We start from the raw sequence: 24,882 nt of genomic DNA, 5'->3' as shown, positions 1-24,882 counted from the left end.
CGCCGGGAAAAGCATCGTGTTGATACGGCCGATCCTACCGATACGGCAGACGAATGAATGCTGCCTGCCCCACGCACGCGCACGCAAACACGAACGCGGCATCGAACCCATCCGGCGCGCGCGCGGGAGGCGTCATTCCTTCACGCCTTGCGGCACCCACACTTCGCGCGACACGGCCCGGCGCGGCGCGCGCGAAGGCAGCGCTCCCGCCGCCGCCGCGAACAGATAGAAGCACGAGCCCAGCTCGAACACGCCCGCCGAGATCGACGCCACGATGAGCGTGGCGATCATCGCGTGCCGCGCGGCATGGCACACGGCGCGCTCCGTGAGCGGGTAATGCGCGGCCACGGGCGTGAACAGCGACTTGCCGATGAAAAGCGCATAGCAGACCACGCCCACGACGCCGAGATTCGCGATCAGCACCACGAGAAAGCTCGAGGTGCGAATGCTGCCGAGGCCCACGCCGATGCCGTAGGTGTCCATGAAATTGGTCACGCCCTGCATGTTCCAGCTCATGCGTTCGACGCCCGAGGAACTGTCGGCTTTGCCGAACACGGTGGCGTTGACGAAATCGGTGAGCACGTTCGCCACCACGGGCAGGAACAGCACGACGTAGAGCGAGCCGAGCAGGCCCGCGCACGCGGCAATGATCCACAGGCGGCGCTTGCGCGCGCCGGCGTCGGACGAGACGCGCCCCGGCCGGCTGAAGAGTTGCACGAACATATACGCGCTAAGGCCCACGTAGGCCGTGCCCGAGGTGGACAGCAGCAGCAGCGTGCCGGCCGCCGCCGCGAGCGCGCCGGAAAGCCTGGGCCGGTAGCCGACCAGCCAGAGGTTGAGGCAGAACACGAACAGCGGCAGCGTGAAGGTGGAAAACGCCGACGTTTCCGGGAAGGTGCCCGTGATGCGCACGAGGCCGCCCATTTCCTCGCCGCTCAGGTCGGCGTATTGCGCGGTCTTGATGACCGACATCACGTCGAGCCCCACGGCGTGCGTGCCGATGTCGATCACGCCGGCCGCCACGTCGAGCAGCGTGAGCAGGAGCATGCCGCTCGCGAGCGCGCGATAGGCGCCGCGATACTTGAGCAGCGCATACATGCACGCGTACACCACCACGTCGCCGACGCAATAGAACGCCTGCGAGAGATTGCCTGAAACGGGGCCGAGCGGCTGAAGCAGCGCCGTGCCGCCCAGGTCGTGATCGACGGGAAACACGAGCGTCGAGCCGCGCAGCAGCCGCGGCAGCACGATCGCGCCGAACACGCCCCACACGCAGGTGCAGAGCAGCCAGAAGCCCGGCTTGTCGAGCGCGAACGCGTCGCCGATGCGCTTGCCGCCCGCGAGATTGAACGCGCGTATCGCGAAGAACGCGAGAAAAAGCTGCGCGGGCATGACGCCGATGCCGCCAAGACCCAATGCGAGCGTCGCGCCGAACAGGCAGCACGCCGCCATCGCGTACACCGCGCCGCGATACGACGTATAGAGCGTGGCGAGTCCGATGACGAACACGAGCACGCCGAATAGTGACAGTTGCACTTGCTTCACCCCCAGCCGCTCCCCGCACGGTCCTGCGAAGGCGGCTCGCTAAAACGTTTGTGGTCCGCCTGAAATCACGCGGAACGCCAGCGGCGGACCTCCGGCTCGGCTTCGGCGTTCACGGCGGCATGGACGGAAGCGGCGTCGGCAATATCGACGGGCTCGCGGCTCATCGCCACGGCGCGCTCGACCACGCCCATGAACTCGCGCTTGAAGCGCTCGGCCGTGAAGCGCAGCGCGTTGCGGCGGCACACTTCGGGCCGCAACGGCGGCGCCGCTTCGAAGCGCTCCACCGCATCGACAATGGCCTCCACGCTCTGCTCGTGGAAAAAGAGCCCGGTCGCGCGCTCGGGATCGGCGGACTCGACGACGATCTCGCGCACGCCGCCGCGCCCGAGCGCGACCACGGGCGTGCCGCACGCCTGCGCCTCGACCACCGAAATGCCGAAGTCCTCTTCGGCCGCGAACACGAACGCGCGCGCGCGCTGCATCCAGTCCACCAGCACCGCGTCGGACTGAAAGCCGAGCAGCGTCACGTTGGGCGTGGCAAGGGCCTTGCAGCGCGCGAAATCGGGGCCGTCGCCGATCACCACGAGCCGGCGCGACGGCATCTTCGCGAAGGCTTCCACGATCAGCGGAATGCGCTTGTACGGCACCATGCGCGACGCGATCAGATACACGTCCTCGCGTTCCTGGCCAAGCTGGAACCGCTCGACGTCGACGGGCGGGTACACCACGGTCGCGTCGCTGCCATACGCCTTGTGGATGCGCCGCCCCACGAACGCCGAGTTGGCGATGAACGCGTCCACGCCGTGCGCCGTGCGCTGGTCCCAGATGCGCATGTAGTGCAGCAGCGCGCGCACGATCCAGCTTTTCGGGCCGCGCCGCATGCCCGCTTCGGCCAGATATTGATGCTGCAAGTCCCACGCGTAGCGGATCGGCGAATGCACGTAGCTCACGTGGACTTGATGCGGCCCGGTCAGCACGCCCTTGGCCACCGCATGATTCGACGAAATCACGAGGTCGTAGCCCGAGAGATCGAACTGTTCGATCGCGAGCGGCATGAGCGGCAGATACGCGCGAAACGAGGTGCGCGCGCGCGGCAGATGCTGGATGAACGAGGTTCGCGCGCGTTTGCCGCCCAGCACGCCGCGCTGCTCGTCGGGGAAAAAATCGACCACGCTGTAGAGATCGGCGTCGGGGAACAGTTGCAGGATCTGCTCGACGACTTTCTCCGATCCCGCATACGTGGCGAGCCATTCGTGCACCACCGCCACGCGTCCGAAGCGGCGCGTGTCGAACGAAGGGGGAACGGGTGCGAGCGTTACATTAGCCACGGCGAGATCTCCTCGATCAGCCTGGCAGCGGTCGCGCGCCAGGTGAGTTCCTCGGTGCGTGCGCGGCCACGCTCGCGCTGGCGCGCGCGCAAGGCGGCGTCGGCGGTGATGTTCTGAAGCAGTTGCGCAAGCTCGGCGGGATCGTCGGGCGAGGTGTAGAGCGCGGCGTCGCCGCACGCTTCCTGCACGGCCGGCAGGCGCGAGGCGATCACGGGGCAGCCCAGGGCCAGCGCCTCCACGGGCGGCAAGCCGAAGCCCTCGTAGCGCGACGGATACACGAAACACGCGGCGCGCCGGTACAGCGCGGCCAGCTCGCCGTCGCTCACATAGCCGAGGTGCTTCACGAACGCGGGCAGCGCGTCCTGGCCCGAGCCGTACACGCGCGCGTCGCCGCCGCCCACCACCACGATGTCGAACTGCGCGTTGCCGATCAAACGCGCGGCGTCGGCCACCAGCCGAAAATTCTTGTGCCGGTTGAGGCTGCCGACCGCGAGCACGAACGGGCGGCCGTTGAGCCTGGGCGCGATGGCGTCGTCGTCGGCCGCCACGCGCAGCATATGCTCGCCGCTCTCCGGGACCACGCCGATCTTGCGCTGCGGAATGCGGTACGCGTCGCTCAATTCGCGGCGCGAAAATTCCGAAACCGTAATCACGCGCTGCGAAACGCGGCCGAGCTGCGGCGCCATCAGCCGATACCAGGCGACGAACGAGCGGCTGTAGCTGTCGGGCACGCGCGTGGGCGCGGCGTCGTGCAGCACCGTCACCTGGCGGCGATACATGAGCGGGCCGGAGTTGCACAGGTTCAGCAGCAAGCGGCCGCGCGCGGCCTGCGGCAACGCGAGCTGTTCCCAGCGCACGCCGCCGCCCTTGCCGCTCGCGCGCAGGCCGATATGGCGGAACGGATTCGCGATCGCGGCCATCGCTTCGGGCACGACGATCTCGGTGCGCAGACCGGCAGCGAGCGGATCGCGCAACTCGATGAGTTGATCGAGCGCGCGGATCGTCTCGAACGCGAAGCGGTCGACGCCCGTCGCGCGGCGGCCGAGGAAGCGGCCATTGATCAGCAGGTTGGGAGCTTGCACGTGTGTCATCGAAAGGGTTCAGGGCATCGCTTGCGACGGGCCTTATCGGTTCGCATTCGGGCGGCCGCGCAACGGCGATTCGTATGACGCCGAGTGTGGGCGATCTTCGCGGGAGCGAATGTTCGCCTTCGCTCATGCCATATCAAGTTGCGCGCGGGTTTTCGATCGCGTGCGCGCGGGCGAACGCGCGCGAAAAACGAAACCCGGAAAAGGCAAAAGCCGTTACGCGCAGGACCGCGTAACGGCTTCCGGTTCGAGCTGTTTCCATCCGGCAAACCTGACCGGATGCGCGGCTCGCGGCGCTCAGTGCTCGGCCATCCTCGCGTCCTTGGCGAACCCGTAGCTCGAATAGCCGTAGGCCGCATAGTCGCTGCCGTAGCGGCCGGGGCGCGAGGTCATGTCGTTGAAGATCACGCCGCGAATCGGCACGCCGACCTGCTCGAAGCGGCGCACCGATTCGCGCAGCTCGGCCACGCTCGTGGAGCCCTGGCGCGCGATCATGAACACCGTGCCGGCCAGCTTGCCGACGATGCCCGCGTCCGCGACCGGCAGCACCGGCGGCGCGTCGATCAGCACGAGGTCGTAGTTGGCGTTGGCCCACTCGACGAAATCGGAGAACGTATGCGCGCGCAGCAGCTCGCTCGCGTTCATCACGTAGCCGCCCGTCGCCACGAAATCCACGCCCGGCATCACGTCCTGATGCACCACTTCCTCGTATCCGTGCTCGCAGGCCACGATGTCGGTCACGCCCGGCGCGCTGGGCACGCTCACGTGGCGGTTGAGCGTGCCGCGCCGCAGGTCGGCGTCGATCAGCAGCACGCGCTTGCCCGCCGCGCCGAACACCGCCGCGAGATTGACCGAGACGAACGACTTGCCCACCATCGGCGTCGGGCCGGCGAGCAGCACCACGCGATTTTCGGCGTCCTGAAGCGAATGCTCGAGCGCGCTGCGGAAGCTGCGCAGGCTTTCCACCGCCGCGTCGAACACGGCGGTATGCGCGAGCACCGTCTTCGTGCCCGGCGCCTGCTGCGGCAGGCGGCGCGTCATGTTCTGCTGGATGCGGCTGCGCGGCACCGCGGCGAACACGGCGAGGCCGGTGCCGGTTTCGATTTCGTCGACGAGCGTCACGCCGCGATTCATGCGCTGGCGCAGCAGCACGATGCCGACGCCGGCGAAAAGGCCCGTGAAGAACGCGGCCACCACCAGCACGGCGCGCTTGGGCCGCACCGGGCTTTCGGGCGGCACGGCGGCGTCGATCATGCGCACGTTCGACACGCGGCCCGCCTTGAGCAGCCGCAGTTGTTCGCGGTTGTTGAGCAGGTTCGTGTAGATGTTGGTGTCGACCGTCACTTCGCGTTGCAGCCGCACGAGCCCTTGCTCGATGGGCGGCAGCGCGCGCGTTTGCGCGGAAAGCTGCGCGAGCGCCTTCTGCGCTTCGTCGAGTTCGCCGTCCACGGCCACGAGCGCGGGGTTGTCGGGCGTGAAGCGCGCCATCAACTGCGCGCGCTGCTGGCGCAATTCGGCAATGCGCTGCTGCGCCGTCGACGAACTCTGCAACAGCGCCGCCGCCTCGGCGCCCAGATCGACCGCGCCGTGCGCCGAGCGAAACGCGTTGTACTCGTTTTCGGCCTTGTCCAGTTGCGCCTTGAGCACCGGCAGCTGCTGGTCGAGAAACGCGATCGACTTTTCCGCTTCTTCCTGCGTGCGCTGCGCGTTCTGGCGCACGTATTCGTTGCCGATGGCGTTGAGAATGGTGGCCGTCAGCACCGGATCGGCGCCGTCGAGCGCCACGCCGATCACATCGGATTCCTTACCTTTTTCGGAGATCATCAACGAGGCTTGCAGCCCCTGGATCGCGCTCAGTTCCGAGTCGCGCCCGATATCGAAGCGCACGCCCGGCTGGGCATCGACATGATTCACGAGCAGGTCGATCGAGCCGCCCGTGACCGGCTCGTGCAGCATCTCGCCCACGCGGCCGTCGAACTTCAGGCCGTTGCCTTCCACCGTGTACGCGCCCTCGCCGTGCCAGGTGAGCACGAACGGCTTGCCGTGCAGGCGGTCGGGCACGTCGAACTGCGTGACGTCGATGGCTTCGTCGCCCCACGCGTAGCCGCCCTTGCCCGACCAGCCCGCGAGGCCGAGATGGTGCGCGGCCCAGCGGCCGACCACCGGAAAATAGCGCGGCGCCGTGCGAATGTAGAGCTTGGTCGCGTTCACCGCCGACGACACCACGAGGCGCGAGCGCAGCACTTCCATTTCCGCAGTCGCCTCGGTCTTGATGGCGAACTGCGAGGAGAGATCGGCGAGCGCGGTCTTGGCGGGATTCGGGCTTTCCTCGACCTGGATCAGCATGTCCGATTCGTAGACCGGATGCGCGAGCCCCGCATACATCACGCCGATCAGGGTCGCCACGGCCGTGGCGATCATGATGGTCTTGCGGCCCGCGTAGAGCGTGTCGAGCAGGTTGCCCATGTGTCCGCCCTCGGACACGGGCGCAAGCGGTATCACCGTCTCCGCCGGCCCCTCGAGCAAATATTCGCGGTGCTTCATCTTGTCCTCTCGCTAAGTGTGGTCGCGCCGCGCCGTGCGGCTGATGTTTTTGTGGCTCGTCAAGCGCTCAATATCCGACCGCGCGGCTCGCGGCCGCCGCCTGGGTCGTGGGCAGGATCAGGCTGATGACACGGCTCCATTTGACGAGGGAGGACGTATCGACGAATACGACGTCGTTGGGCTTGAGCTCGAACGAATCGGCGGTGGCCATCGCGGAAGCGCTGCTCGCGTCCAGATGGAACACGGTCGGCTTGGCGGTGTCGCGCCCGCGCACGACATAGACCTGCGAAGCGTCGCCCGACGCCTGGCTGATGCCGCCCGCGTTGCCGAGCGCCTGGTTCAGCGTCATGCGGCCGTTGTTGAACATCACGCCGCCGGGGCGCTCCACCTCGCCCACCACGAATACCTTGCTGTCCGCCTGCGCGAACACGCGCACGAGATCGCCGTCGTGCAGGATGATGCGGTCGGGGTTGAAGCCCTTGCGGATCATCTCCGGCATGTCGATCACCACCGTGCTGTCGCCGCGCGTCACCGCGACCTGCGAGCGGTCGGCGGTGCTCGTGAAGCCGCCCGCGCGGTTGATCGCCTCGGGCAGCGTCATCGGCCGGTCGTTGAGCACTTCCACGCCGGGCGTCTTCACTTCGCCGTCCATGTACACGCGCTTGCTGCGGTACGTGACGATGCGCACCGTCACCTGCGGCTGGCGCACGTACTTCGCGAGCTTGTCCGCGAGCACGTCGCGCACGCCCATCTCCGAAAGCCCTTCGACCTTCAGCGGGCCGATATAGGCGTACTGGATGAAGCCGTTGGTGTCGACGGTGTAGCCCGACGAAACCGACGTCGCGCCCGACTGCTGATCGGTCTGGCCGGTGGCGTCCATCGACGGCATGTTCAGTTCCGGGTGATCCCAGACCACGATGCTGAGAATGTCGCCGGGGCCGATCTGGTACGGCGCGGGCGTGCCGAACAGCTTGCGGATCTCGGGCGAAATGCCGGTCGGCCGCGCCTCCCGCTCCTTCGCCACTAGCTCGCCCGTGATCTCCACGAGCTGCCCGTTGGGGGCGCCGTAGCCCTTCGCCGCGAGACTGTCGGGCACCGCGCCCGAGCCGTCCGCCGCGCTCGACACCGCAGCCGCGTTCGCGTTGGCCACATGGGCGTTGTTGTTGCTGCTGCCGCCCGGCGGCGCGAAGCTCATGCCGGGCGCGAGCGCGCAGCCGCTCAAGCCCGCCAGCGCCGCGCACGCGAGCGCCGCGGCCGCGCGCCGCGCACGGCGAATCATGGCGTGCCCGCGCACGCCTTCTTGCGCCGCCCGGTCCGGCGCGTGGTGTCTTGCGTCCATCGTATTCGTATCCATAGCCATAACCCCCATCCCGTGTTACAGGCGTTCCGCGCCATAGCGTGTGGCGCGGATACAGAATCTGCCAGGGCGCATGCGTGCCGCTCAGTACGCGCCGTTACCCCGAATCACCACGAAGAAAGTCTTGAAGAGAATTCCCATGTCGCGGCGGAAGGTCCAGTTCATCACGTACGACACGTCGAGCGTCACGCGCGTCGCGTAGTCGATGTCGTTGCGCCCGCTCACCTGCCAGAGCCCGGTGATGCCCGGCGTCGCCATCAGGTAGTACTTGCTGGCTTCGCCGTAGCGCTCCAGTTCCTGGTCGATGATCGGGCGCGGGCCGACGAAGCTCATCTCGCCGCGCAGCACGTTCCAGAGCTGCGGCAGTTCGTCGAGACTCGACTTGCGCAGGAAGCGGCCGATCGGCGTCACGCGCACGTCGTTCTTGAGCTTGAATTCGCGGTCCCATTCGGCGCGCGCCTCGGGGTCGCGGGCCAGCAGCTCGGCCAGCACTTCCGCCGAATTCACCACCATCGAGCGGAACTTGAGGCACTTGAAGGTCTTGCCGTTGCGCCCGACGCGCGTGTGTCCGTAGAGCACCGGGCCGCCGTCGCGCCGCACCTGCAACGCGACGAAAATCAGCAGCGGCGAGAGAATGACGATCGCGCACAGCGCCGCGACCACGTCGAAGCCGCGCTTGAGCGCATGGCCGATCACGGCGGGACGCACGGCGTTCGCGCTGCGCGGCTCACTCACGTCGAGCGGCTCGCGATGCCACCAGGCGCGCGTGAGGCGCAGCACGCTGAACTCGGAGAAAAAGAGCGTGTGCGAGGCCATCAGCGAAATGCCCGTGGTGAGCGTCCAGTAGATGAACCACGGCAGTTGCAGCAGATGATCGTGATGGATCGCGTAAAGCAGCACGAGGCCGCAAAGCTGCACGGTGATCCACGCCACCACCGTGCGGCACGCCACGCGAAAGAGCGAGCGGCTCTTGCGCGATCCATAGGTCCCGCAAGCGGGAAACACCGACAAGGCCAGCGCTGCGCAGAAAGCCACCAGCGTAGGATCAGGATGATGAGGCTGGCCCAGTTGCGAATTCAGATTCAGATGCACGGCGCAAATGGCGCCCAGCACGATCAGCGCGATATCGGTTGCACGCTGTGTTAGATCGGACATATCCCTACCCCAGTGCGTGTCGCTTTCGGCGGTCTTCATGGTTGTCGCGGTTGTCTGCCGAGTGCGAATGCCGCGCTGAAAATCACCGCTGCCATCCGACTCGAAACTCCACGTCCACAGATTACGAAGCAGGCAACAAAGGGTCCGTGCGCAATCCCACAAACTTCTCGCGATCCCTTGTACAAAGCGTTCGTCGGCATTCCCAGGCTTTGCGAAAGAGGTCAAAAATGCGCGGAAAAGCGCGCCGATGCGAAAGCGCGCCAGTACGTCTTACTCGTGATACGTCTTATCAACTGAGGTATCGCGCGATGCTCGGGTCCATGCGCGGGCGCGAATGTGGGCAAGCGCACGCAGCATCGCCATGCGAAGTGTGATGACGCGCATCCTGGCGATCTGTTCGTCGTCGCACACACGTCGCGGGCGCTCGCGCGTGAGAATGGCCGGACTGAATGGCGGTGAAAGGGAGTTTCCGCGACGCCGGCATGGGCGAGGCGCCCGGAATCGGCTGGCCGCACAACGCGAGGAAGATGCCGTGGAATACGATGGGAATGGCGTGGAGCGCGAAGCTCGGCACGACGTGAAGCGTGACGTGAAGCGTGCTGCGCAGCGTGGCGTGAAGCTCGATGTGAAGTGCGATGCGAAGCTCGATGTGAAGCGCGACGATGCGAAGCGCCACGTAAAGCGTGAAGTAAAAGGCGAAGTGAAAAGCGATGCGAACCGCCGAGCGAACCACGAAACGAACCACGAAATGAAGCACGCTGTTAAACCACACGCCGTGGCCGCCCTTTCGCAACGCGCTCGCCGTTCATGCCGTGCGCTCGCGGCAAGCCTTTGCGCATTCGCGCTCGCTTCGTCGATTCTTCCGGCACGTGCCGAGGACGCCGCGCGCGCGATGCCCGCCGACGCCTTCGTCGACACGCTCGCCGTCAACACGCACATCAATTACCTCGACGGCGCCTACGCGAATCTTCATAACGTTGCCGACGATCTCGCGTGGCTCGGCATTCGTCACGTGCGCGAGTTCACGCCGGGCAACGCCGCGCCGCTTTCGAGCTACGTATTTCTCGCGCAACGCGGCATCAAGTTCAATCTCGTGATGCATCAGGACGTGGAGGCTTCCGTGAAGGAAGCGGCACGTCTGAACGCGGCCGCGCCGGGCAGCGTCGTGGCGCTCGAAGGCTACAACGAGATCGACCACTGGCCCGTCACCTACGGCGGCCTCACCGGCATGGCGGGCGGCCTCGCCTCGCAGCGCGCGGCCTTCACGCAGGTGCGCGCGACGCCGGCGCTCGCGGGCGTGGCCGTCTACGACCTGACGGGCTACGACCCGAAGTCGCTCGCCACGCGCGCCGATTCCGCCGATTACGTGAACCTGCACGTCTATCCGCAAAACGGCGAGCAGCCGACCTGGAACGCCGAAGGCAACCGGTGGATGGCGCCCGCCATCGCCACGTTCAGGAAGTTCGGCCTGCCCGCCGTGATTACGGAGTTCGGCTATTTCTCGTTGCCGCAAGCGGGCTGGTACATGCTCGGCGTGGACGAGGCAACCCAGGCGAAGGGCGTGCTCAACGGTTATATGGATGCGGCGGCCGCGGGCGTGAAGCGCACCTACGTGTACGAACTGCTCGACGAGAAACCCGACCCGCAAGGCAAGAACAACGAGCTGCACTACGGCATGTTCCGCATCGACAACAGCCCGAAGCGCGTGGCCCAGTCGATCCGCAACCTCACCGCCATGCTCGGCGCGAACGCGGCGCGCCCCGTCAATCGCGAGACGAAGGACACGCTCGCGTATTCGATTTCGGGCATGCCGCCCTCGGCGAACCGTCTGCTGCTGCAAAAGAAGGACGGCCGCTTCGTGCTGGTGCTGTGGAACGAAACGCCCATCTGGAATCGCGAGAAAGGCACGCCGCTCGAAAGTCCGCCCGCGCAGGTGCAAGTGGATTTCGGCGCAACGGCGAGCCGCGTCGACATCTACGATCCGATGCTTTCCGCCGCGCCGCTCTCGAACCATCGCGACGTGCGCAGCCTGAGCGTGGCCGTGCCCGACCATCCGGTGCTGATCGAAGTGACGCTCGCCGCCGCGCCGCGCGCCTGAAGCGGCGAAGCGACCCGAGGCAAGGGAAAGCACCGGAAGCAACGGGAAGCGACGCGAAGCGCCGGGCGAGCGTGCGCGCCTTTGTATAATCGCGCATTCCCTCTTCTGGTCGCGGTCGTCCCTTCATGCTCAGTTTCGCACTCGGCTTTCTCGTCTCCTTGCTGGTCACGCTGCTGATCGTGCGCTATGCGCATCTGCATGAAAGGTTTTCCGTCGACTCCGATCTCGAAGGCGTGCAGAAATTCCACGCGCGGCCCGTGCCGCGCATCGGCGGAACCGGCATTCTCGCGGGGCTGCTGGTGGGCGCCGTGCAGTTGCATGGCGCGTATCCGGCCGTCTCCAACGGCATTCTGGGCGTGATCGCGTGCGGCATTCCGGCGTTCGCCTCGGGGCTCGTCGAGGATCTGACCAAGAAGGTCTCGCCGCTCGTGCGCCTGATCTGCACGATGGCGGCCGCCGCGCTCGCGTATTTCCTGCTCGGCATCGCGGTTACGCGCATCAGCGTGCCCGCGCTCGACTTTCTGCTCTCGTACGCGGCCGTTTCGTGCGTGATTACCGTGCTCGCGGTCGCGGCGCTCGCCAACGCGGTCAACATCATCGACGGCTTCAACGGCCTCGCTTCGATGGTCGCGTTCATGATGTTCGCCTCGCTCGCCTACGTGGCGTTCCAGGTACACGACCCGGTCGTGCTTTCGGCGTCGTTCATCATGATGGGCGCGGTGCTGGGCTTCTTCCTGTGGAATTTCCCGGCCGGCCTGATCTTTCTCGGCGACGGCGGCGCGTACTTCATCGGCTTCATGCTCGCCGAACTGTCGATCCTGCTCGTGATGCGCAACCGCGACGTTTCCGCGTGGTATCCGGTTCTGCTGTTCATGTACCCGATCTTCGAGACCTGTTTTTCGATCTACCGGAAAAAGTTCGTGCGCGGCATGTCGCCCGGCATTCCCGACGGCGTGCATCTGCACATGCTCGTCTACAAACGGCTGATGCGCTGGGCCGTGGGCGCGCGCACCGCCCGCGAACTCACGCGCCGCAATTCGCTCACGTCGCCGTATTTGTGGCTGCTGTGCCTGATCGCCGTGATCCCGGCCACGCTGTTCTGGCGCCACACGCTGCACCTGTTCTGCTTCGTCGTGGTGTTCGCGCTCACTTACGTGTGGCTCTACGTGAGCATCGTGCGCTTTCGCTCGCCCAAATGGCTCGTGGTGCGGCGCTCGCACCGGCGCGGCTGATTTTCGCCGCGGCCGCCGTTCCGGCTTTCAAATTCGCCTACTATTGAAAGGTTGACGGCGCGCGCGCACGCCGCCGTCACGCCCCGCAGCATGGCAACCGCAGCACCGCAAGGCGCATGGCCGCCGGCCCGTGCGCCTTTCGTTCTTTCGTTCTTTCGTTCTTTCGTTCTTTCGTTCTTTCGTTCTTTCGTTCTTTCGTTCTTTCGTTCTTTCGTTCTTTCGTTCTTTCGTCCTTTCGTTTTCAGGGAGAGCCGATATGAGCCGTTATCTTGCGTTGACGTTCGCATTCCTCGCCGTGACGCTCGCCGCGTGCAATACCGTCGCGGGCGCGGGCCAGGACATTTCGAAGGGCGGCAACGCCATTTCGGACACCGCCGAAAAAGCCAAGTAACTGGCGCACCGGTTGACGTTCCAAAGGGCGGCCGCGGCCGTCCTTTTTCGTCGGGCGCCGCTTTGGCAGGCGGCTTCCGGAGCGGTCGTGTCCCGCATCGGCCGGGTTACGCGGCGTGCGCCCCCGCGCCCTTGAGCCGCGCCACTTCCGCTTCCAGTTCGCGAATGCGCGCGTCGCGCTGGTCGAGCGCCGCTTTCACGTCCGCCGCCTCGAAGCGCTGCGGAATGTGCTGCGGGCAGTTCAAGTCCCACGCCTCCACGGTGAACACGATCGCCCGCGCGGCGCGCGCCTTGTAGCCGGGCGCCATCAGCTTGTCGAGCAGCGCGGGATCGTCGTCGACGACGCGCGCCCGTCCCCAGATCTTCACGCGCCGCCGCCGCGCGTAATCGACGAGCAACAATTGGGCGCGCGGATTCTCGCTCAGGTTGCCGAGCGTGATGTATTGCTGGTTGCCGATGAAATCCGCGAACGCGATGGTGCGCGCGTCGAGCACGCGCAAAAAGCCCGGCGGGCCGCCGCGATGCTGCACATAGGGCTGGCCGTCGGCGCTTGCGGTCGCGAGGAATGCGCTGATCTGCGCTTCGACGAACGCTTCGATCTCGGGGTCGAGCGCCACGCCCCAGCCGTGCTCGCGCTCCACGCGTGCGTACAGTTTGCGCGAGCCGAAGCGCGTCTGCATCGCCTTCACGGCCGGCGAAAACGCGACGTCGCTGGGGTAACGATAAGCTGGGGTGGTCATGGCGAACTCCGTTGAAGGCCGGAGTTATCAGATTAGTCTTTCCACCTGAAAAGAAAATAGCGCTTCCACGAGATTCATCCTCCCGAAAAACGGAAGATGCCGCCGCTTCCAGGCGCAGCACGTGCGCGTTCCTGCCAATGCGCCCGCGCGCGGCACCTGTGCGCGCGGGCCACTGCGATCGCGCTACGCTAGCCGCTCACGCCGCGTGGCGCGAGTTCATTCAATCGCCCGGGAGGAACCATGTCGAAAACGATCTGGATTGTCGTCGCCAATCGCGTGACCGCGCGCATCTTCGCCGCCGAAAGCCCGCTCGGCGCCATCGACGAGGTCGAGACGCTGCTGCATCCGCAGGGCCGCGTGCCCGACGAGGATCTCGTCACCGACAAGCCGGGCCGCGTCGGCGACCGCCCAGGCGGCGGCGCGCGCAGCGCCACCGACCCCGACACCAGCCCGCACGAGCACGAAACCACCGTGTTCGCGGGCGAGATCGCGCAAATGCTCGAAAAGGCGCGCAACGAGCAGCGCTTCGGCACGCTCGTGATCGCCGCGCCGCCCGCGTTTCTGGGCGCGCTGCGCAAGGCGCTCGACGCGCAGACGCGCGCGCTCGTCACGCTCGAACTCGACAAGGATCTCGCGCAGTTCGACGCCCGCGCGCTGCGCTCGCATCTGCCCGAGCGGCTGGTGCGCGCCGAGGCTTGAGCGGCGGAGGCGTCTGTTGATTGAGGGCGCTTGTCGGCGCTTGGCCGCCGCTTGGCCGTCGATTGGCCGTCGTTCGTCGTCGTTCGTCGTCGTTCGCCGTCGCTTGCCGTCGCTTGCCGTCGCTCGCCGTCGCTTGCCGTCGCTTGCCGCTCGTCGCGGCTGCGGCGGCCGTCGATTGCCCGTCGTTCGTCGTCGCTTGTCGTCGCTTGGCCGTCGCTCGTCGTCGCTCGCCGTCGCTCATCGTCGCTTTCCATCGGCTGTGTCTTGCGTCGATCAACGTTAGCTAACGCAAGGCGTGACCGCTCGCCGTCGCGCCTCATCGCCCGCCCTCGCCTCCGATCACTCGCGATCCCCGCCGTTGCGCCGCCGCCGCGTCAACCCGCCAGATGCGCGACGCACGCGCGGATAAATCCGATCGCGTTCTCGCCCGCCAGCATGCCGAGCAGACCGACGAGCGCGATCGTCGGCGGAGCGGGCGAGCGCACCTGCACGAAGTGATAAATGAGCCCGACCAGCGTGCCCACCGCGAACGACACCAGATACGCTTTCATGCCCGTCTCCTCGCCGCTCATTCCATGTCGATGACGACGCGTCCGCGCGTGCCCGCCGCGACCGCCTCGTAGGCTTCGCGCGCGCGCGCGAGCGGGTAATGCGCGGCCACCACGGGCGCCTCGAAACGTCCCGCGTCGAACGCCTCGGCAATCGCGCGCATGAGCGGCGCGGATTCGGCCACGCCCAGCTTCGCGCTGTCCGCGCCCAGAAGCTGCGTTTCGTTGTGATAGAAGTCGATCAGGTCGAAGTCGACGCGCCGCTTGCCCGTCGCGCTGATCTCCACCACGCGGCCGCGCCGCTTCGCGAGCGCCAGCGCCAGCTCGAACGCCACGCCGCCCACGGCGTCGTACACCACGTCCGCGCCCGCACCGTCCGTGAGTTCGCGCACGCGTTCGGCGGTGCGCTCGTCCATCGGCACGAAGGCGTCGATCAGGCGCGCGGCCGGCGAGCCTTCCACGGGCGCGTCGCGTCCCACGCCGATCACGCGCGCGCCGCGCGCCCTGGCGATCTGCGTGACCGCACCGCCCACGCCGCCCGACACGCCGATCACGGCAATCGTTTCGCCTTCGCCCAGGCGCGCGTAATCGACGGTGCCGAGCCACGCCACCACGAAGTTCACGCCGATGGAAGCCGCCTGCGCATGGGTGAGCGCGGCGGGCTTGCGCGCGAGCGCGGCCACCGGCACTTCGACGTATTCGGCGTGCGTGCCGTCGCGCGTGAAGCCGATATCGCCGCCCGTGCCCCAGACTTCGGCGCCGAGCCACTCGTCCGGCCCCACGGCCACGACGCCGCTGAAGTCGCGGCCCGGCACGCGCGGCGGCACCGTGTGATCGAAATGACCGGAGACGTTCTTCACGTCGCTCGGGTTCACCGAGGCGCTCACGACCTTCACGAGCGCGTTGCCGGCAGCGGGGGCCGGCGTGGGAAGATCGAGATATTCGAGGACTTCGGGCTTGCCGAAGGACTGGAACCGGATGGCTTTCATGGCAGGACTCCGTTGATCTGATGGAACAGTGAACGGAAGTCTAGATTGCCGATGTTCCGGCGAGTGGACAGACGCTTTCGAATTTCGGACAAAACGCGCGCCAACGCGCAAGCCCGCCGGGGCGCGGCGGGCTTTTATCGGCGAACCGACCTCAGAGCGCGTCGAGCGGAATCTTGAGATAACGCACGCCGTTGCTTTCCGGCTCGGGCAGGCGTCCCGCGCGAATATTGAGTTGAATCGACGGCAGGATCAGATTCGGCATCGCGAGCGTGCGGTCGCGCGCCGTGCGCATTGCCACGAAAGCGTCCTCGCTCACGCGCTCGTTCAAATGGATATTGCCGCGCCGCTCCTCCTCGACCGTGGTTTCGAAGCGCGGCGGGCGCGTGTCGGGCGGCGTTTCGGGCGGATAGTCGTGGCAGATGAAAAGCCGCGTGTCGCCGGGCAGATCGAGCAGCCGCCGCGCCGAGCGATAGAGCGTGTGCGCGTCGCCGCCGGGGAAGTCGCAGCGCGCCGAGCCGACGTCGGGCATGAACAGCGTGTCGCCGACGAATACGCAATTGCCGATGTGATACGCGAGATCGGCGGGCGTGTGACCCGGCACGTGCAGCGCGCGCGCCGTCAGGTCGCCCACCTGGAACGTCTCGCCGTCGGTGAAGAGATGATCGAACTGGCTGCCGTCGGCCGCGAGCGTATCGCCGAGATTGAACACGCCGCGAAACACGCCCTGCACCGTGCGGATATGCTCGCCGATGGCGATCTTGCCGCCCAGTTGCGCCTTCAGATACGGCGCGGCCGAAAGATGGTCGGCGTGCGCATGTGTCTCTAGCAGCCATTGCACCGACAAGGCATGCTCGCGCACGAAAGCGATCACGCGGTCGGCGCTGGCCGTGGACGTGCGGCCCGCCTTCGGGTCGTAGTCGAGCACGGGGTCGACGATCGCGCAGGCGGTGCCGCGCCCCGCATGCACGACGTAAGTGACCGTGGACGTGACCGGATCGAAGAACGGCTCGACGCGCGGATTGCAGCCGAGCGGTTCGGAGCGCACGGGTTCGGAACTGACGGATGCTGGACTGAGCGGTTCGGACATGGCGGCGATGTTGATGAATTCGATGCGATATTGAAGCACAATTTACGAATGAATATAATGTTTATCAACATAGTGACAAGCGCTTGACGCGCGACATATGAACTCACCGCTCACTCCCGAATCGCTCGCGGCGCTACGCGAATCCGCCGAAAAATGCTGTGCGCTGCTCAAGGCGCTCGCGCACGAAGACCGCTTGCTGCTGCTCTGCCAACTGGTCGAGGGCGAGCGCAACGTGGGCGAGCTGGAAGCCCAGGTCGGCGTGCATCAGCCGAGTCTTTCGCAGCATCTGGGCGTGCTGCGCGAGGAAGGTCTCGTCGAAACCCGCCGCGAGGGCAAGTACATCTATTACCGCCTCGCGAGCATCGAAGTCATTCAGGTCATGCAAACGCTGTCGAGCCTTTATTGCGGCCGCCTGCGCGCCAAGGCCTGACGCTCACCCCTTTTTTCTGGAGTTTTCGAGTCGATGCAAACACAGCACAACGTAGAGGCGTGGGACGTGGTCGTGATCGGCGGCGGCACGGCGGGCATTTCGGTCGCGTCGAGCCTCTTGCGCCGCGCGCCCGGTTTGAAGCTCGCCATTGTCGAGCCGGCCGATCATCACGACTATCAGCCCGCGTGGACGCTAGTGGGCGGCGGCGCCTACGACGTGCGAAAAACGCGCCGCCCGATGGCGAGCGTGATTCCGGCGGGCGCGAAATGGATACGCGCGGCGGCGGCGCGCATCGAGACCGATGACAACGCCGTGGTGCTGGAAAACGGCGAGCGCGTGGCGTACCGGCAACTCGTGGTCGCGCCGGGCTTGCGGCTCGCGTGGGAAAAGATCGCCGGTTTGCAGGAAACGCTCGGCCAGAACGGCGTGACGTCGAATTATCGCTACGAACTCGCGCCGTACACGTGGCAACTCGTGCAGCAGACGAAGCGCGGCACCGCCCTCTTCACGCAACCGGCCATGCCCATCAAGTGCGCGGGCGCGCCGCAAAAGGCCATGTATCTCGCGTGCGATCACTGGCGGCGAGCGGGCGTGCTGAACGACATCGACGTGGAATTCAACCTGCAAGGCGCGGCGCTGTTCGGCGTGGCCACGTTCGTGCCGCCGCTCATGGCCTATGTCGAGCGCTACAACGCGAGGCTCGCGTTCGCCTCGAACCTCGTTGCCGTGGACGGCCCCGCGCGGCTCGCCACCTTCGAGGTCAAGGACGCCGAAGGCAACGTCGCGCGCGTGCAAAAGCGCTTCGACATGCTGCACGCGGTGCCGCCGCAAGCGCCGCCCGGCTTTATCGCCGAAAGCGGTCTCGCGGATGCGGCCGGCTGGTGCGAAGTCGATCACGCCACGCTTCAGCACCCGCGCCACGCCAACGTGTTCTCGCTCGGCGACGCGTGCTCGGCGCCCAACGCCAAGACCGGCGCGGCGGCGCGCAAGCAGGCCGTGATCGTCGCCGAAAATCTGCTGGCCGCGCGCCGCGGCGCGCCGCTCGCGTTGCGCTACGACGGCTATGGCTCGTGCCCGCTGACGGTGGAAAAAGGCAAGGTCGTGCTCGCGGAATTCGGCTACGGCGGCAAGCTGCTGCCCACGTTCCCGCTCGATCCCACGCAACCGCGCCGCCTCATGTGGTTCCTCAAGGCGAAGGTGCTGCCAAGCTTTTACTGGTGGGGCATGCTCAAGGGCCGCGAATGGCTCACGCGCGCCGGGCGCAATTGAGCACTTAACCAGGCACGTAACCGCGCACCTAGCCGCGCACTTAGCCGCGCACTTAACCGAACACTTCGCTGGGCATTTAACTGGGCGCGGCGGCCGGCGTTGCCGCTCAGCCTTCGAAGTCGAGCCCGCCGAGCAGCACTTCGGGCTCGGCTTGCGTGAGCGAGGCGAAGTCGATGGGCCGCGCCGACTCCCACGCCTTGATCTTGCGTTCGAGCGAATCGAGATAGTGCGCGAAACGCGCCTCGCCGTCCGGCTCCAGCAAGCGCTCGATTTCGTCGACGTCCCAAGTGAGCGCGACGTTCAGCGCGTACGACCCATGATGGCGCGAGCCGTGATAAGGCTCGGCGCGGATCAGCACGCGCGTCGGGTGACCGCGCCCTTCGCACGGCACGACCTCCACGCGCACGGCGTCGTCGAACTGGCGCGCAAGCGCGGCCGCGATGCGCGGCGCGAAACTTTCCTCGAAGCGATGAATGGCATCAATGCTCATGCGCGGAACGCTCCATATCGACGAAACGGGCAAAAAGCGGACGAAACGGACGAAAAGCGGCGAACGAAAAGCGGCGGACGAAACGTCGTTGCATCCTACCGCGCCGTGAGCGCATCAGCCAAACGTCGTAGGAAATTTGACGGCCGTGAAAGATGACGCGCGCGAGTCACGCCACGCGCCGCTCGCGCGCGGCCACCGCGCTGCGCACGCCTTCGAGCGAATACAGCGCGAGCGCGATCCAGATCGCGCCGTAGCCGAGCGCGCGCACCTGGCCGAACGGCTCGCCGTAGATCAGCACGCCCGTGAGCAGTTGCAGCGTGGGCGTCGCGTACTGGATCAGCCCGAGCATCGAAAGCGGAATGCGCCGCGCCGCCGCGCCGAACAACAGCAGCGGAATGGCCGTGACCGGCCCCGAAAGCGCGAGCAGCAGTTGCAGCCCGAACGGCGCGTGGGCGAAATGGCTGTGGCCCGCGAGCGCGTCGACGCTCAGATACAGCACGGCCACGGGAAAGAGCAGCAGCGTTTCGAGCGTGAGCCCTTCGAGCGCGCCGATCTGCGCGGTCTTGCGCATGAGGCCGTAACCGCCGAAGGTGGCCGCGAGCGCGAGACTGATCCACGGCGGCGCGCCGTTCTGCCAGGTGAGCCACGCCACGGCCGCCGCCGCGATGGCCACGGCCGTCCATTGGAGCGGGCGCAGCCGCTCGCCGAGAAACGCAAAGCCGAACAGCACGTTGATGAGCGGCGTGATGAAGTAGCCGAGGCTTGCCTCGACGATATGCCCCGCGTTCACGGCCCAGATATAGATCCCCCAGTTGCCCGACAAGAGCGCCGCGCTGCCCACGAAGCGCAGCACGAGCCGCCTCTCGCGCAGCGTCGCGCCGAGCCAGCGCCAATGGCGGCGCGCGACCAGCACGGCGGCGACGAACAGCAGCGACCACGCCATGCGGTGCGCGAGCATTTCGGGCGCGGGAATCTGGTGCAGCGTTTTGAAGTAGATGGGAAAGAGGCCCCAGAGAACGAAGGCCGCGAATGCGTAGAGAATGCCGGGATTCATGTCGGGTTGGGGTTATGCGGCGGCCTCACCCTGCGCCGGGCCGCCGGTTTTGCGACAATAGCGGATTTTCGCCGCCGGCGAGAGCCGTTGTCCAGCCCGGCGCGCCGCCTCGTTCGCACGTCCCGGCGCGCATGCGGCGGCCGAAAAATCTCCCGACGGCTCGTGATCGAGCCTTGATTCAGCCATAAAGCGCGCGATGTCCCTACCCCATATCGAATGGCTTTACTCCGTCTCCGGCCTCTTCGTCGGCTTCCTGGTCGGCTTGACCGGCGTGGGCGGCGGCTCGCTGATGACGCCGATCCTCGTGCTGCTTTTCAACGTGCATCCGGCCACGGCCGTGGGCACCGACCTGCTCTACGCGGCCGCGACCAAGTCGGCGGGCACGCTCGTGCATGGTCTCAAGGGTTCGGTGGACTGGCGCGTGACGCTGCGGCTCGCGGCGGGCAGCGTGCCGGCGGCCACGGTCACGCTGATCTTGCTGCACCGCTACGGCATGGACACGCCGCGCGCGGGGCACCTGATCCAGGCGGTGCTCGGCGTCGCGCTGCTCATCACGGCCATTGCGCTGATGTTCCGCCCGCAGCTCGCGGCGTTCGCGTCGCGGCATCGGCGGGAAGCGGGCGAGGCGCGCACGCTGTTCTTCACCATCCTGACCGGCGTCGTGCTGGGCGTGCTGGTGTCGCTCACGTCCGTGGGCGCGGGCGCCATCGGCGTGACGGTGCTGCTGCTGCTCTATCCCGCGCTGCCGACCGTGCGCATCGTGGGCTCGGACGTCGCGCATGCGGTGCCGCTCACGCTGCTCGCTGGCGCGGGGCACTGGCTGCTCGGCTCGATCGACTGGCAGATGCTGCTTTCGCTCCTGTGCGGCTCGCTGCCCGGCATCGCGATCGGCAGCCTGCTTTCGTCGCGCGCGCCCGAGCGGCTCTTGCGCATGCTGCTGGCCGCGACGCTCACGCTCGTGGGCGTGCGGCTCGTGCTCGCGTAGGGTTCGAAGCGGCGAGCCGCGAAGCGACGCGTTTCGCATCGGCCAGCCACGAAAATAGCGTGTTTCCGCCCGGCGGCCCGCGATAGGACGCGGTTCGAACCGTCAAGACGCGTTTCGAACCGCCGGCCGCGAAAGCAGCGTATTGCCAGCCGGCGCCCCGCGATAAGACGCGTTTCGACAAGACGCGTTTAAAACCGCCGGCCGCGAAAGTAGCGTATTTCCAGCCGGCGCCCCGCGATAGGACGCGTTTCGATAAAGACGCGTTTAAAACCGCCGGCCCGCGAAGCGCCGCGTTTCCAACCGGCGGCCGGGAATCGCACGAACCAGAGCACGAACCGGCGCGCGACCCTGTGCGAACCGGCGCGAACCGGCGCAACCATTCCCCGAACGGTCCGGCTCGACCGGGTTCCCGGCTTCAAACGTACGGCGCCTGGCGAAAGAATTTGCCGTTGAGATCGACTTCGAACTGGCGCAGCCACTGGCCGCGCGCGTCGATGCGATAGGCCTGCGCCCACGCGCCGCGCCGCACGATCAGGAATTCGCCGTGTTCGGGATCGTTGGGATCGGCTTCGCCGCGCACGTCGAAGTGGATCGGCGCGAAACCGTGACGCGCGCACGCAAGCTCGAACGCGGCGCGATCGACGAGAGGCAAGTCGGTATAGGTATGGATAGTCATGGCGATTCCCTGCAATCGGGCCACATGAAGCGCGCTTTCTGACGGACGCGCACGCACTATCACGGTATACCCCCAACCGCGTAAAAACTGTGTGTCACGCCACATCTCTTGCACGCGCGCAGGACTTCGGATTTCGTATGAAGGCCGCGCAACGCCCGCGCGGCAAGGGCGAGGCAGGCGCTGCGCCAAAACCGCGCGCAGTGCGCGCCGGGCATGTCGAGAATGCGGCAAACCGCGCGCCAAAAAACAAAGCCCCGGACTGGCCGGGGCTCGTGTGCTGCGCGCATCGGACCGCGCGGCGATTACTGCTGCATGACCGTCAGCTTGTTGTTCACCGACTTCACGCCCGCCACGCCTTGCGCGACCGAACCGGCCTTGTCGATCTGGCCCTGATCCGGCACCGAGCCGCTCAGCGTGACGACGCCGGCGCGCGAGCGCACGGTGATGTTCGACACGTCGATGCCCTGGCCCTTCGACAGCGCCTTGCGCACCGTGTAGCCGAGCTTGCGATCGGCCTTTTTGGCCGTGGGCGCCGGCTTGGCCGATGCCGTGGCGGCCGGTGCGCTTGCCGAGTCGTCCTGCGCGTAAGCCGCGCTGCCTGTCACCGTCAGGGCGAGTGCCACGCCCAGCGTCTTGAGAATAGCGACCGATTTCATGTTCTCTCCTTGTTTCTTCGCGTTGTTGCCTTGATAGGACCGTCTTTTCCACCGGCAAGCGGCGCTCGCGCCGCGTGCCGGCATGATCCGACGGTTTCGTTACGACTACCGATGGCGGTCGCGCCCAACGCGCGATGCGCGCGCGGACAGCGCTGCCAGGGTCTGGAAACGCCAGATTGCGAGAGGCAAGGATGAAGGACACGGGTGGTGCTGCGTCCCGGCAGGTCTGAGCCTGCTTGCGATTGTTCGCGATGACTCGTTGATGCTTGTCGATACTTGTCGATGCTCGGTGACGCTCGTTGCCGCCGGCGCGTCATGGCTTCTTCGTTGTTGCTCTCGTTGCGCACTGCCGGCTGCTTGGGCCGCCGGACTCGCCGATCGCGGCTCACCGGCACCTTCGCGGTGCAGCGCGCCGGCATTAGCGACATCGGCGACATCGGCGACATCGGCAACATCGGCAACATCGGCAACATCGGCAACGTCGCCGACATCGGCGAGACCTCAACACCGATGCGGCTCACCGGCATTGCGGCGAACGACAATTTAGCCTGGCTTAAGAACAAGCGCAAAGAGTTTAGCGCAGCCGCGTCAGGCGTGCGCTTAACAGGCGGCAAGCAGGCAGCAACCAGGCGGCAAGCGCGCAACACCGCCGCGCGCGCCTCGCAACCCGGACGAACCCCGCGCCGCCGCAGCGCCGAATCTCATGTACCATCGGCGCTCTATGCTTCGCTTCGTGCTCAGTTCCGTGTTTCGCTCCGCGCCTGGCTCCCTGCCCCGCTCCCTGCGCCGCTCGACGTCCGTCCGGCGCGGCCATTCGTCGACGCAAACCGACCGCGTCGGCACGCCATGCGGCATGCCACACCCCTGGAACCTTCCGAGGCCCGCTTTATCCCGATGAAGTCCCCGACTGGCCGCAAATCTCCTCCCCGTCTCGTCGCGCGTTTCGTGGCGATTTCGTGGCGCGACCTGGCCGTCTCGTTCGGTCCCATCCTGCTCGTGAGCCTCGCGGCCATCTGGCTCGCGGTGCGCCTGATCCAGCCCGCGCCGCCCAACACGCTCACGATGAGCGCGGGCCCCAAGGGCAGCACGTTCTGGAACGCCGCGCAGAAGTACAAGACGATCCTCGCGCGCAACAACATCACGCTCACGGTGCTCGAATCGGAAGGCTCGGCGCAAAACCTCCAGCGCCTCTCCGACGCGTCCGCGCACGTCGACGTCGCCTTCGTGCAGGACGGCCTTTCCAGCACGGTGCCCGCGGGGCTCGTGTCGCTCGGCAGCGTGGCCTACGTGCCGCTCGCGGTGTTCTATCACAGCCCCGTCGCGCTCACGCGGCTCTCGCAGTTCGAGGGTCAGCGGCTCGCCATCGGCGCGGAAGGCAGCGGCACGCGCGCGCTGGCGCTCGCGCTCCTGAAGGCGAACGGCATCGAGCCGGGCGGGCCGACCAAACTGCTGCCGCTTTCCGGCGACGACGCCGCGCGCGCGCTCGTGGCGGGCAAGATCGACGCGGCCTTTCTCGCCGGCGACTCGGCGCAGCCGCCCGTCATGGGCCGCCTGATGCGCATGCCCGGCGTGCGCTTTTTCGACTTCATCCAGGCCGACGCCTACGCGCGCCGCTTTCCGTATCTCACCGCCATCACCATGCCGATGGGCGCGTTCGACCTCGGCCGCAATCTGCCCGCCACGGCGCTGCATTTCATCGCGCCCACGGTCGAACTGGTCGCGCGCGACTCGCTGCACCCGGCGCTCTCCGACCTGCTGATCGAAGCCGCGAAGGCAGTCCACGGCCGCTCCACGCTGCTCCAGCACGCGGGAGAATTCCCGGCGCCGCGCGCGCAGGACTTCCCGATCAGCGACGACGCCGCGCGTTATTACAAGTCCGGCAAGGGCTTCCTCTACCGCGCGCTGCCGTTCTGGCTCGCCAGTCTCGCCGACCGGCTCGTGGTGCTGCTGGTGCCGATCATCGTCGTGCTGATTCCGGGCCTTCGTCTCGTGCCTTCGCTCTACGCCTGGCGGGTAAAATCGCGCATCTACCGCTGGTATGGCTCGCTGATCGCCATCGAGCGCGCCGCGATGGCCGACACGTCGCCCGACGAACGCCGCGCGCTGGTGCGCAAGCTCGACACGATCGAGGAGTCCGTGAACGGCCTGAAAATGCCGCTCGCCTATGCCGATCAGTTTTATGTCTTGCGCGAACATATCGGTTTCGTGCGCGCGCGGCTCGCGGCGGCGCGCGAGGCGGACGCCGCCGAAAGCGAATCCGCGCAGGAAGCCGCGCCGCAGGAAGGCAGCGCAGGCCCCGCGAAGCACGGCGCGGAAGCGACAGAAGCGACACAAGCGACGACACAAGCGACAAAAGCGACAAAAGCGGCAGAACCAGCAAAAGCAGCACAAGCAGCACAAGCGGCCGGGCGCGGCGACACACCGGCCGAACCCGGCGGACAAACGCGCCAGGACCGCACGGTGCAGCCAGGCAAAAGCGAAGAATCTTGAACCGATGACGGGCCGCTCGAAGAACGGCCCGC

The 24,882-nt window shown here is 66.8% G+C and carries 24 protein-coding genes; 8 read left to right on the top strand and 16 right to left on the bottom strand.

What is annotated here, in order from left to right:
* Window positions 1-132: 132 nt before the first annotated feature.
* The 7 genes from U5805_RS10480 to U5805_RS10450 all read right to left on the bottom strand — a co-directional run bounded on the left by U5805_RS10480 (window position 133) and on the right by U5805_RS10450 (window position 9,810).
* Complete coding sequence (locus tag U5805_RS10480) at window positions 133-1,545, bottom strand: hypothetical protein (protein ID WP_322103408.1); 1,413 nt, start codon at window positions 1,543-1,545, stop codon at window positions 133-135.
* A 65-nt stretch (window positions 1,546-1,610) separates the two neighbouring features.
* A complete protein-coding gene (locus tag U5805_RS10475; RefSeq protein WP_322103407.1) occupies window positions 1,611-2,873 on the bottom strand; it encodes a glycosyltransferase family 4 protein in 1,263 nt (420 codons plus the stop codon).
* The gene (locus U5805_RS10470) at window positions 2,861-3,964 is read right to left on the bottom strand and encodes a glycosyltransferase family 1 protein (RefSeq protein WP_322103406.1); all 1,104 of its coding nucleotides are present in this window, start codon (window positions 3,962-3,964) and stop codon (window positions 2,861-2,863) included. Before U5805_RS10470 ends, U5805_RS10475 begins: the two co-directional genes overlap by 13 nt.
* Window positions 3,965-4,258: 294 nt before the next feature.
* Complete coding sequence (locus U5805_RS10465) at window positions 4,259-6,505, bottom strand: polysaccharide biosynthesis tyrosine autokinase (RefSeq protein WP_322103405.1); 2,247 nt, start codon at window positions 6,503-6,505, stop codon at window positions 4,259-4,261.
* 67 nt (window positions 6,506-6,572) lie between these two features.
* Window positions 6,573-7,844 carry a polysaccharide biosynthesis/export family protein gene (locus U5805_RS10460; RefSeq protein WP_322103404.1) on the bottom strand — a complete coding sequence of 424 codons (1,272 nt, stop codon included), beginning with the start codon at window positions 7,842-7,844 and terminating at the stop codon, window positions 6,573-6,575.
* A 102-nt stretch (window positions 7,845-7,946) separates the two neighbouring features.
* Window positions 7,947-9,017 carry a sugar transferase gene (locus U5805_RS10455; RefSeq protein ID WP_415914573.1) on the bottom strand — a complete coding sequence of 357 codons (1,071 nt, stop codon included), beginning with the start codon at window positions 9,015-9,017 and terminating at the stop codon, window positions 7,947-7,949.
* 289 nt (window positions 9,018-9,306) lie between these two features.
* Window positions 9,307-9,810 carry a hypothetical protein gene (locus U5805_RS10450; RefSeq protein WP_322103402.1) on the bottom strand — a complete coding sequence of 168 codons (504 nt, stop codon included), beginning with the start codon at window positions 9,808-9,810 and terminating at the stop codon, window positions 9,307-9,309.
* 99 nt (window positions 9,811-9,909) lie between these two features.
* Between U5805_RS10450 and U5805_RS10445 the strand changes: the two genes are divergently transcribed.
* The 3 genes from U5805_RS10445 (at window position 9,910) to U5805_RS10435 (ending at window position 12,738) form a co-directional block, all read left to right on the top strand.
* A complete protein-coding gene (locus tag U5805_RS10445; protein WP_322103401.1) occupies window positions 9,910-11,115 on the top strand; it encodes a calcium-binding protein in 1,206 nt (401 codons plus the stop codon).
* A 125-nt stretch (window positions 11,116-11,240) separates the two neighbouring features.
* A complete protein-coding gene (locus tag U5805_RS10440; RefSeq protein WP_322103400.1) occupies window positions 11,241-12,347 on the top strand; it encodes a glycosyltransferase in 1,107 nt (368 codons plus the stop codon).
* A gap of 256 nt (window positions 12,348-12,603) precedes the next feature.
* Window positions 12,604-12,738 (top strand): entericidin A/B family lipoprotein, encoded by a 135-nt coding sequence (locus U5805_RS10435; protein ID WP_322103399.1) that lies wholly within the window; start codon window positions 12,604-12,606, stop codon window positions 12,736-12,738.
* 106 nt (window positions 12,739-12,844) lie between these two features.
* On the opposite strand, the gene U5805_RS10430 is transcribed toward U5805_RS10435, so the two are convergent.
* Window positions 12,845-13,477 (bottom strand): pyridoxamine 5'-phosphate oxidase family protein, encoded by a 633-nt coding sequence (locus U5805_RS10430; RefSeq protein WP_322103398.1) that lies wholly within the window; start codon window positions 13,475-13,477, stop codon window positions 12,845-12,847.
* Between the two features lie 240 nt (window positions 13,478-13,717).
* Here U5805_RS10430 and U5805_RS10425 point away from each other — a divergent pair, with 240 nt between their 5' ends.
* A complete protein-coding gene (locus U5805_RS10425; RefSeq protein ID WP_322103397.1) occupies window positions 13,718-14,176 on the top strand; it encodes a host attachment protein in 459 nt (152 codons plus the stop codon).
* Window positions 14,177-14,550: 374 nt separating this feature from the next.
* Here the strand turns inward: U5805_RS10425 and U5805_RS10420 are convergent, their stop codons facing one another.
* The 3 genes from U5805_RS10420 to U5805_RS10410 all read right to left on the bottom strand — a co-directional run bounded on the left by U5805_RS10420 (window position 14,551) and on the right by U5805_RS10410 (window position 16,800).
* On the bottom strand, window positions 14,551-14,727 hold the full coding sequence (locus tag U5805_RS10420; RefSeq protein WP_322103396.1) for a DUF1427 family protein: 177 nt from the start codon (window positions 14,725-14,727) through the stop codon (window positions 14,551-14,553).
* Between the two features lie 17 nt (window positions 14,728-14,744).
* A complete protein-coding gene (locus U5805_RS10415; protein WP_322103395.1) occupies window positions 14,745-15,713 on the bottom strand; it encodes a zinc-binding alcohol dehydrogenase family protein in 969 nt (322 codons plus the stop codon).
* Between the two features lie 151 nt (window positions 15,714-15,864).
* Entirely contained in the window at window positions 15,865-16,800 is a 936-nt protein-coding gene (locus U5805_RS10410) for an MBL fold metallo-hydrolase (protein WP_322103394.1), read from the bottom strand.
* A gap of 97 nt (window positions 16,801-16,897) precedes the next feature.
* On the opposite strand from U5805_RS10410, the gene U5805_RS10405 reads away from it, so the two are divergent.
* Together U5805_RS10405 and U5805_RS10400 are read left to right on the top strand one after the other, a co-directional pair.
* On the top strand, window positions 16,898-17,230 hold the full coding sequence (locus tag U5805_RS10405) for a metalloregulator ArsR/SmtB family transcription factor (RefSeq protein ID WP_322103393.1): 333 nt from the start codon (window positions 16,898-16,900) through the stop codon (window positions 17,228-17,230).
* Between the two features lie 33 nt (window positions 17,231-17,263).
* Window positions 17,264-18,499, top strand: coding sequence for an FAD/NAD(P)-binding oxidoreductase (locus U5805_RS10400; protein WP_322103392.1), 1,236 nt, complete (start codon window positions 17,264-17,266; stop codon window positions 18,497-18,499).
* Between the two features lie 106 nt (window positions 18,500-18,605).
* Here the strand turns inward: U5805_RS10400 and U5805_RS10395 are convergent, their stop codons facing one another.
* Together U5805_RS10395 and rarD are read right to left on the bottom strand one after the other, a co-directional pair.
* Window positions 18,606-18,989 carry a DUF5594 family protein gene (locus U5805_RS10395; protein WP_322103391.1) on the bottom strand — a complete coding sequence of 128 codons (384 nt, stop codon included), beginning with the start codon at window positions 18,987-18,989 and terminating at the stop codon, window positions 18,606-18,608.
* Between the two features lie 166 nt (window positions 18,990-19,155).
* Window positions 19,156-20,043 (bottom strand): EamA family transporter RarD, encoded by an 888-nt coding sequence (gene rarD, locus U5805_RS10390; protein ID WP_322103390.1) that lies wholly within the window; start codon window positions 20,041-20,043, stop codon window positions 19,156-19,158.
* Window positions 20,044-20,239: 196 nt separating this feature from the next.
* Here rarD and U5805_RS10385 point away from each other — a divergent pair, with 196 nt between their 5' ends.
* Entirely contained in the window at window positions 20,240-21,028 is a 789-nt protein-coding gene (locus U5805_RS10385) for a sulfite exporter TauE/SafE family protein (protein ID WP_322103389.1), read from the top strand.
* Window positions 21,029-21,443: 415 nt separating this feature from the next.
* On the opposite strand, the gene U5805_RS10380 is transcribed toward U5805_RS10385, so the two are convergent.
* From U5805_RS10380 to U5805_RS10370, 3 genes are all read right to left on the bottom strand, one after another.
* Complete coding sequence (locus U5805_RS10380) at window positions 21,444-21,704, bottom strand: hypothetical protein (protein ID WP_322103388.1); 261 nt, start codon at window positions 21,702-21,704, stop codon at window positions 21,444-21,446.
* Between the two features lie 302 nt (window positions 21,705-22,006).
* Complete coding sequence (locus U5805_RS10375) at window positions 22,007-22,360, bottom strand: BON domain-containing protein (protein ID WP_322103387.1); 354 nt, start codon at window positions 22,358-22,360, stop codon at window positions 22,007-22,009.
* A complete protein-coding gene (locus tag U5805_RS10370) occupies window positions 22,357-22,902 on the bottom strand; it encodes a hypothetical protein (protein ID WP_322103386.1) in 546 nt (181 codons plus the stop codon). The genes U5805_RS10375 and U5805_RS10370 overlap by 4 nt, the downstream gene beginning before the upstream one ends.
* Before the next feature lie 352 nt (window positions 22,903-23,254).
* On the opposite strand from U5805_RS10370, the gene U5805_RS10365 reads away from it, so the two are divergent.
* Window positions 23,255-24,850 carry a TAXI family TRAP transporter solute-binding subunit gene (locus U5805_RS10365; protein ID WP_322103385.1) on the top strand — a complete coding sequence of 532 codons (1,596 nt, stop codon included), beginning with the start codon at window positions 23,255-23,257 and terminating at the stop codon, window positions 24,848-24,850.
* Window positions 24,851-24,882 lie beyond the last annotated feature (32 nt).

This window comes from Paraburkholderia sp. J41 (assembly GCF_905220235.1).
Classification (GTDB): domain Bacteria; phylum Pseudomonadota; class Gammaproteobacteria; order Burkholderiales; family Burkholderiaceae; genus Paraburkholderia.
This window is presented reverse-complemented; position numbering and strand designations above follow the sequence as displayed.

What these genes read in the sequence shown, in the direction of transcription:
- U5805_RS10435 (WP_322103399.1), top strand. Translation starts at nt 12,604, where the DNA reads ATGAGCCGTTATCTTGCGTTGACGTTCGCATTCCTCGCCGTGACGCTC.
- U5805_RS10465 (WP_322103405.1), bottom strand. Translation starts at nt 6,505, where the DNA reads ATGAAGCACCGCGAATATTTGCTCGAGGGGCCGGCGGAGACGGTGATA.
- U5805_RS10365 (WP_322103385.1), top strand. Translation starts at nt 23,255, where the DNA reads ATGAAGTCCCCGACTGGCCGCAAATCTCCTCCCCGTCTCGTCGCGCGT.
- U5805_RS10380 (WP_322103388.1), bottom strand. Translation starts at nt 21,704, where the DNA reads ATGACTATCCATACCTATACCGACTTGCCTCTCGTCGATCGCGCCGCG.
- U5805_RS10460 (WP_322103404.1), bottom strand. Translation starts at nt 7,844, where the DNA reads ATGGACGCAAGACACCACGCGCCGGACCGGGCGGCGCAAGAAGGCGTG.
- U5805_RS10405 (WP_322103393.1), top strand. Translation starts at nt 16,898, where the DNA reads ATGAACTCACCGCTCACTCCCGAATCGCTCGCGGCGCTACGCGAATCC.
- U5805_RS10400 (WP_322103392.1), top strand. Translation starts at nt 17,264, where the DNA reads ATGCAAACACAGCACAACGTAGAGGCGTGGGACGTGGTCGTGATCGGC.
- U5805_RS10440 (WP_322103400.1), top strand. Translation starts at nt 11,241, where the DNA reads ATGCTCAGTTTCGCACTCGGCTTTCTCGTCTCCTTGCTGGTCACGCTG.
- U5805_RS10415 (WP_322103395.1), bottom strand. Translation starts at nt 15,713, where the DNA reads ATGAAAGCCATCCGGTTCCAGTCCTTCGGCAAGCCCGAAGTCCTCGAA.
- U5805_RS10445 (WP_322103401.1), top strand. Translation starts at nt 9,910, where the DNA reads ATGCCCGCCGACGCCTTCGTCGACACGCTCGCCGTCAACACGCACATC.
- rarD (WP_322103390.1), bottom strand. Translation starts at nt 20,043, where the DNA reads ATGAATCCCGGCATTCTCTACGCATTCGCGGCCTTCGTTCTCTGGGGC.
- U5805_RS10430 (WP_322103398.1), bottom strand. Translation starts at nt 13,477, where the DNA reads ATGACCACCCCAGCTTATCGTTACCCCAGCGACGTCGCGTTTTCGCCG.
- U5805_RS10425 (WP_322103397.1), top strand. Translation starts at nt 13,718, where the DNA reads ATGTCGAAAACGATCTGGATTGTCGTCGCCAATCGCGTGACCGCGCGC.
- U5805_RS10420 (WP_322103396.1), bottom strand. Translation starts at nt 14,727, where the DNA reads ATGAAAGCGTATCTGGTGTCGTTCGCGGTGGGCACGCTGGTCGGGCTC.
- U5805_RS10410 (WP_322103394.1), bottom strand. Translation starts at nt 16,800, where the DNA reads ATGTCCGAACCGCTCAGTCCAGCATCCGTCAGTTCCGAACCCGTGCGC.
- U5805_RS10395 (WP_322103391.1), bottom strand. Translation starts at nt 18,989, where the DNA reads ATGAGCATTGATGCCATTCATCGCTTCGAGGAAAGTTTCGCGCCGCGC.
- U5805_RS10375 (WP_322103387.1), bottom strand. Translation starts at nt 22,360, where the DNA reads ATGAAATCGGTCGCTATTCTCAAGACGCTGGGCGTGGCACTCGCCCTG.
- U5805_RS10470 (WP_322103406.1), bottom strand. Translation starts at nt 3,964, where the DNA reads ATGACACACGTGCAAGCTCCCAACCTGCTGATCAATGGCCGCTTCCTC.
- U5805_RS10385 (WP_322103389.1), top strand. Translation starts at nt 20,240, where the DNA reads ATGTCCCTACCCCATATCGAATGGCTTTACTCCGTCTCCGGCCTCTTC.
- U5805_RS10455 (WP_415914573.1), bottom strand. Translation starts at nt 9,017, where the DNA reads ATGTCCGATCTAACACAGCGTGCAACCGATATCGCGCTGATCGTGCTG.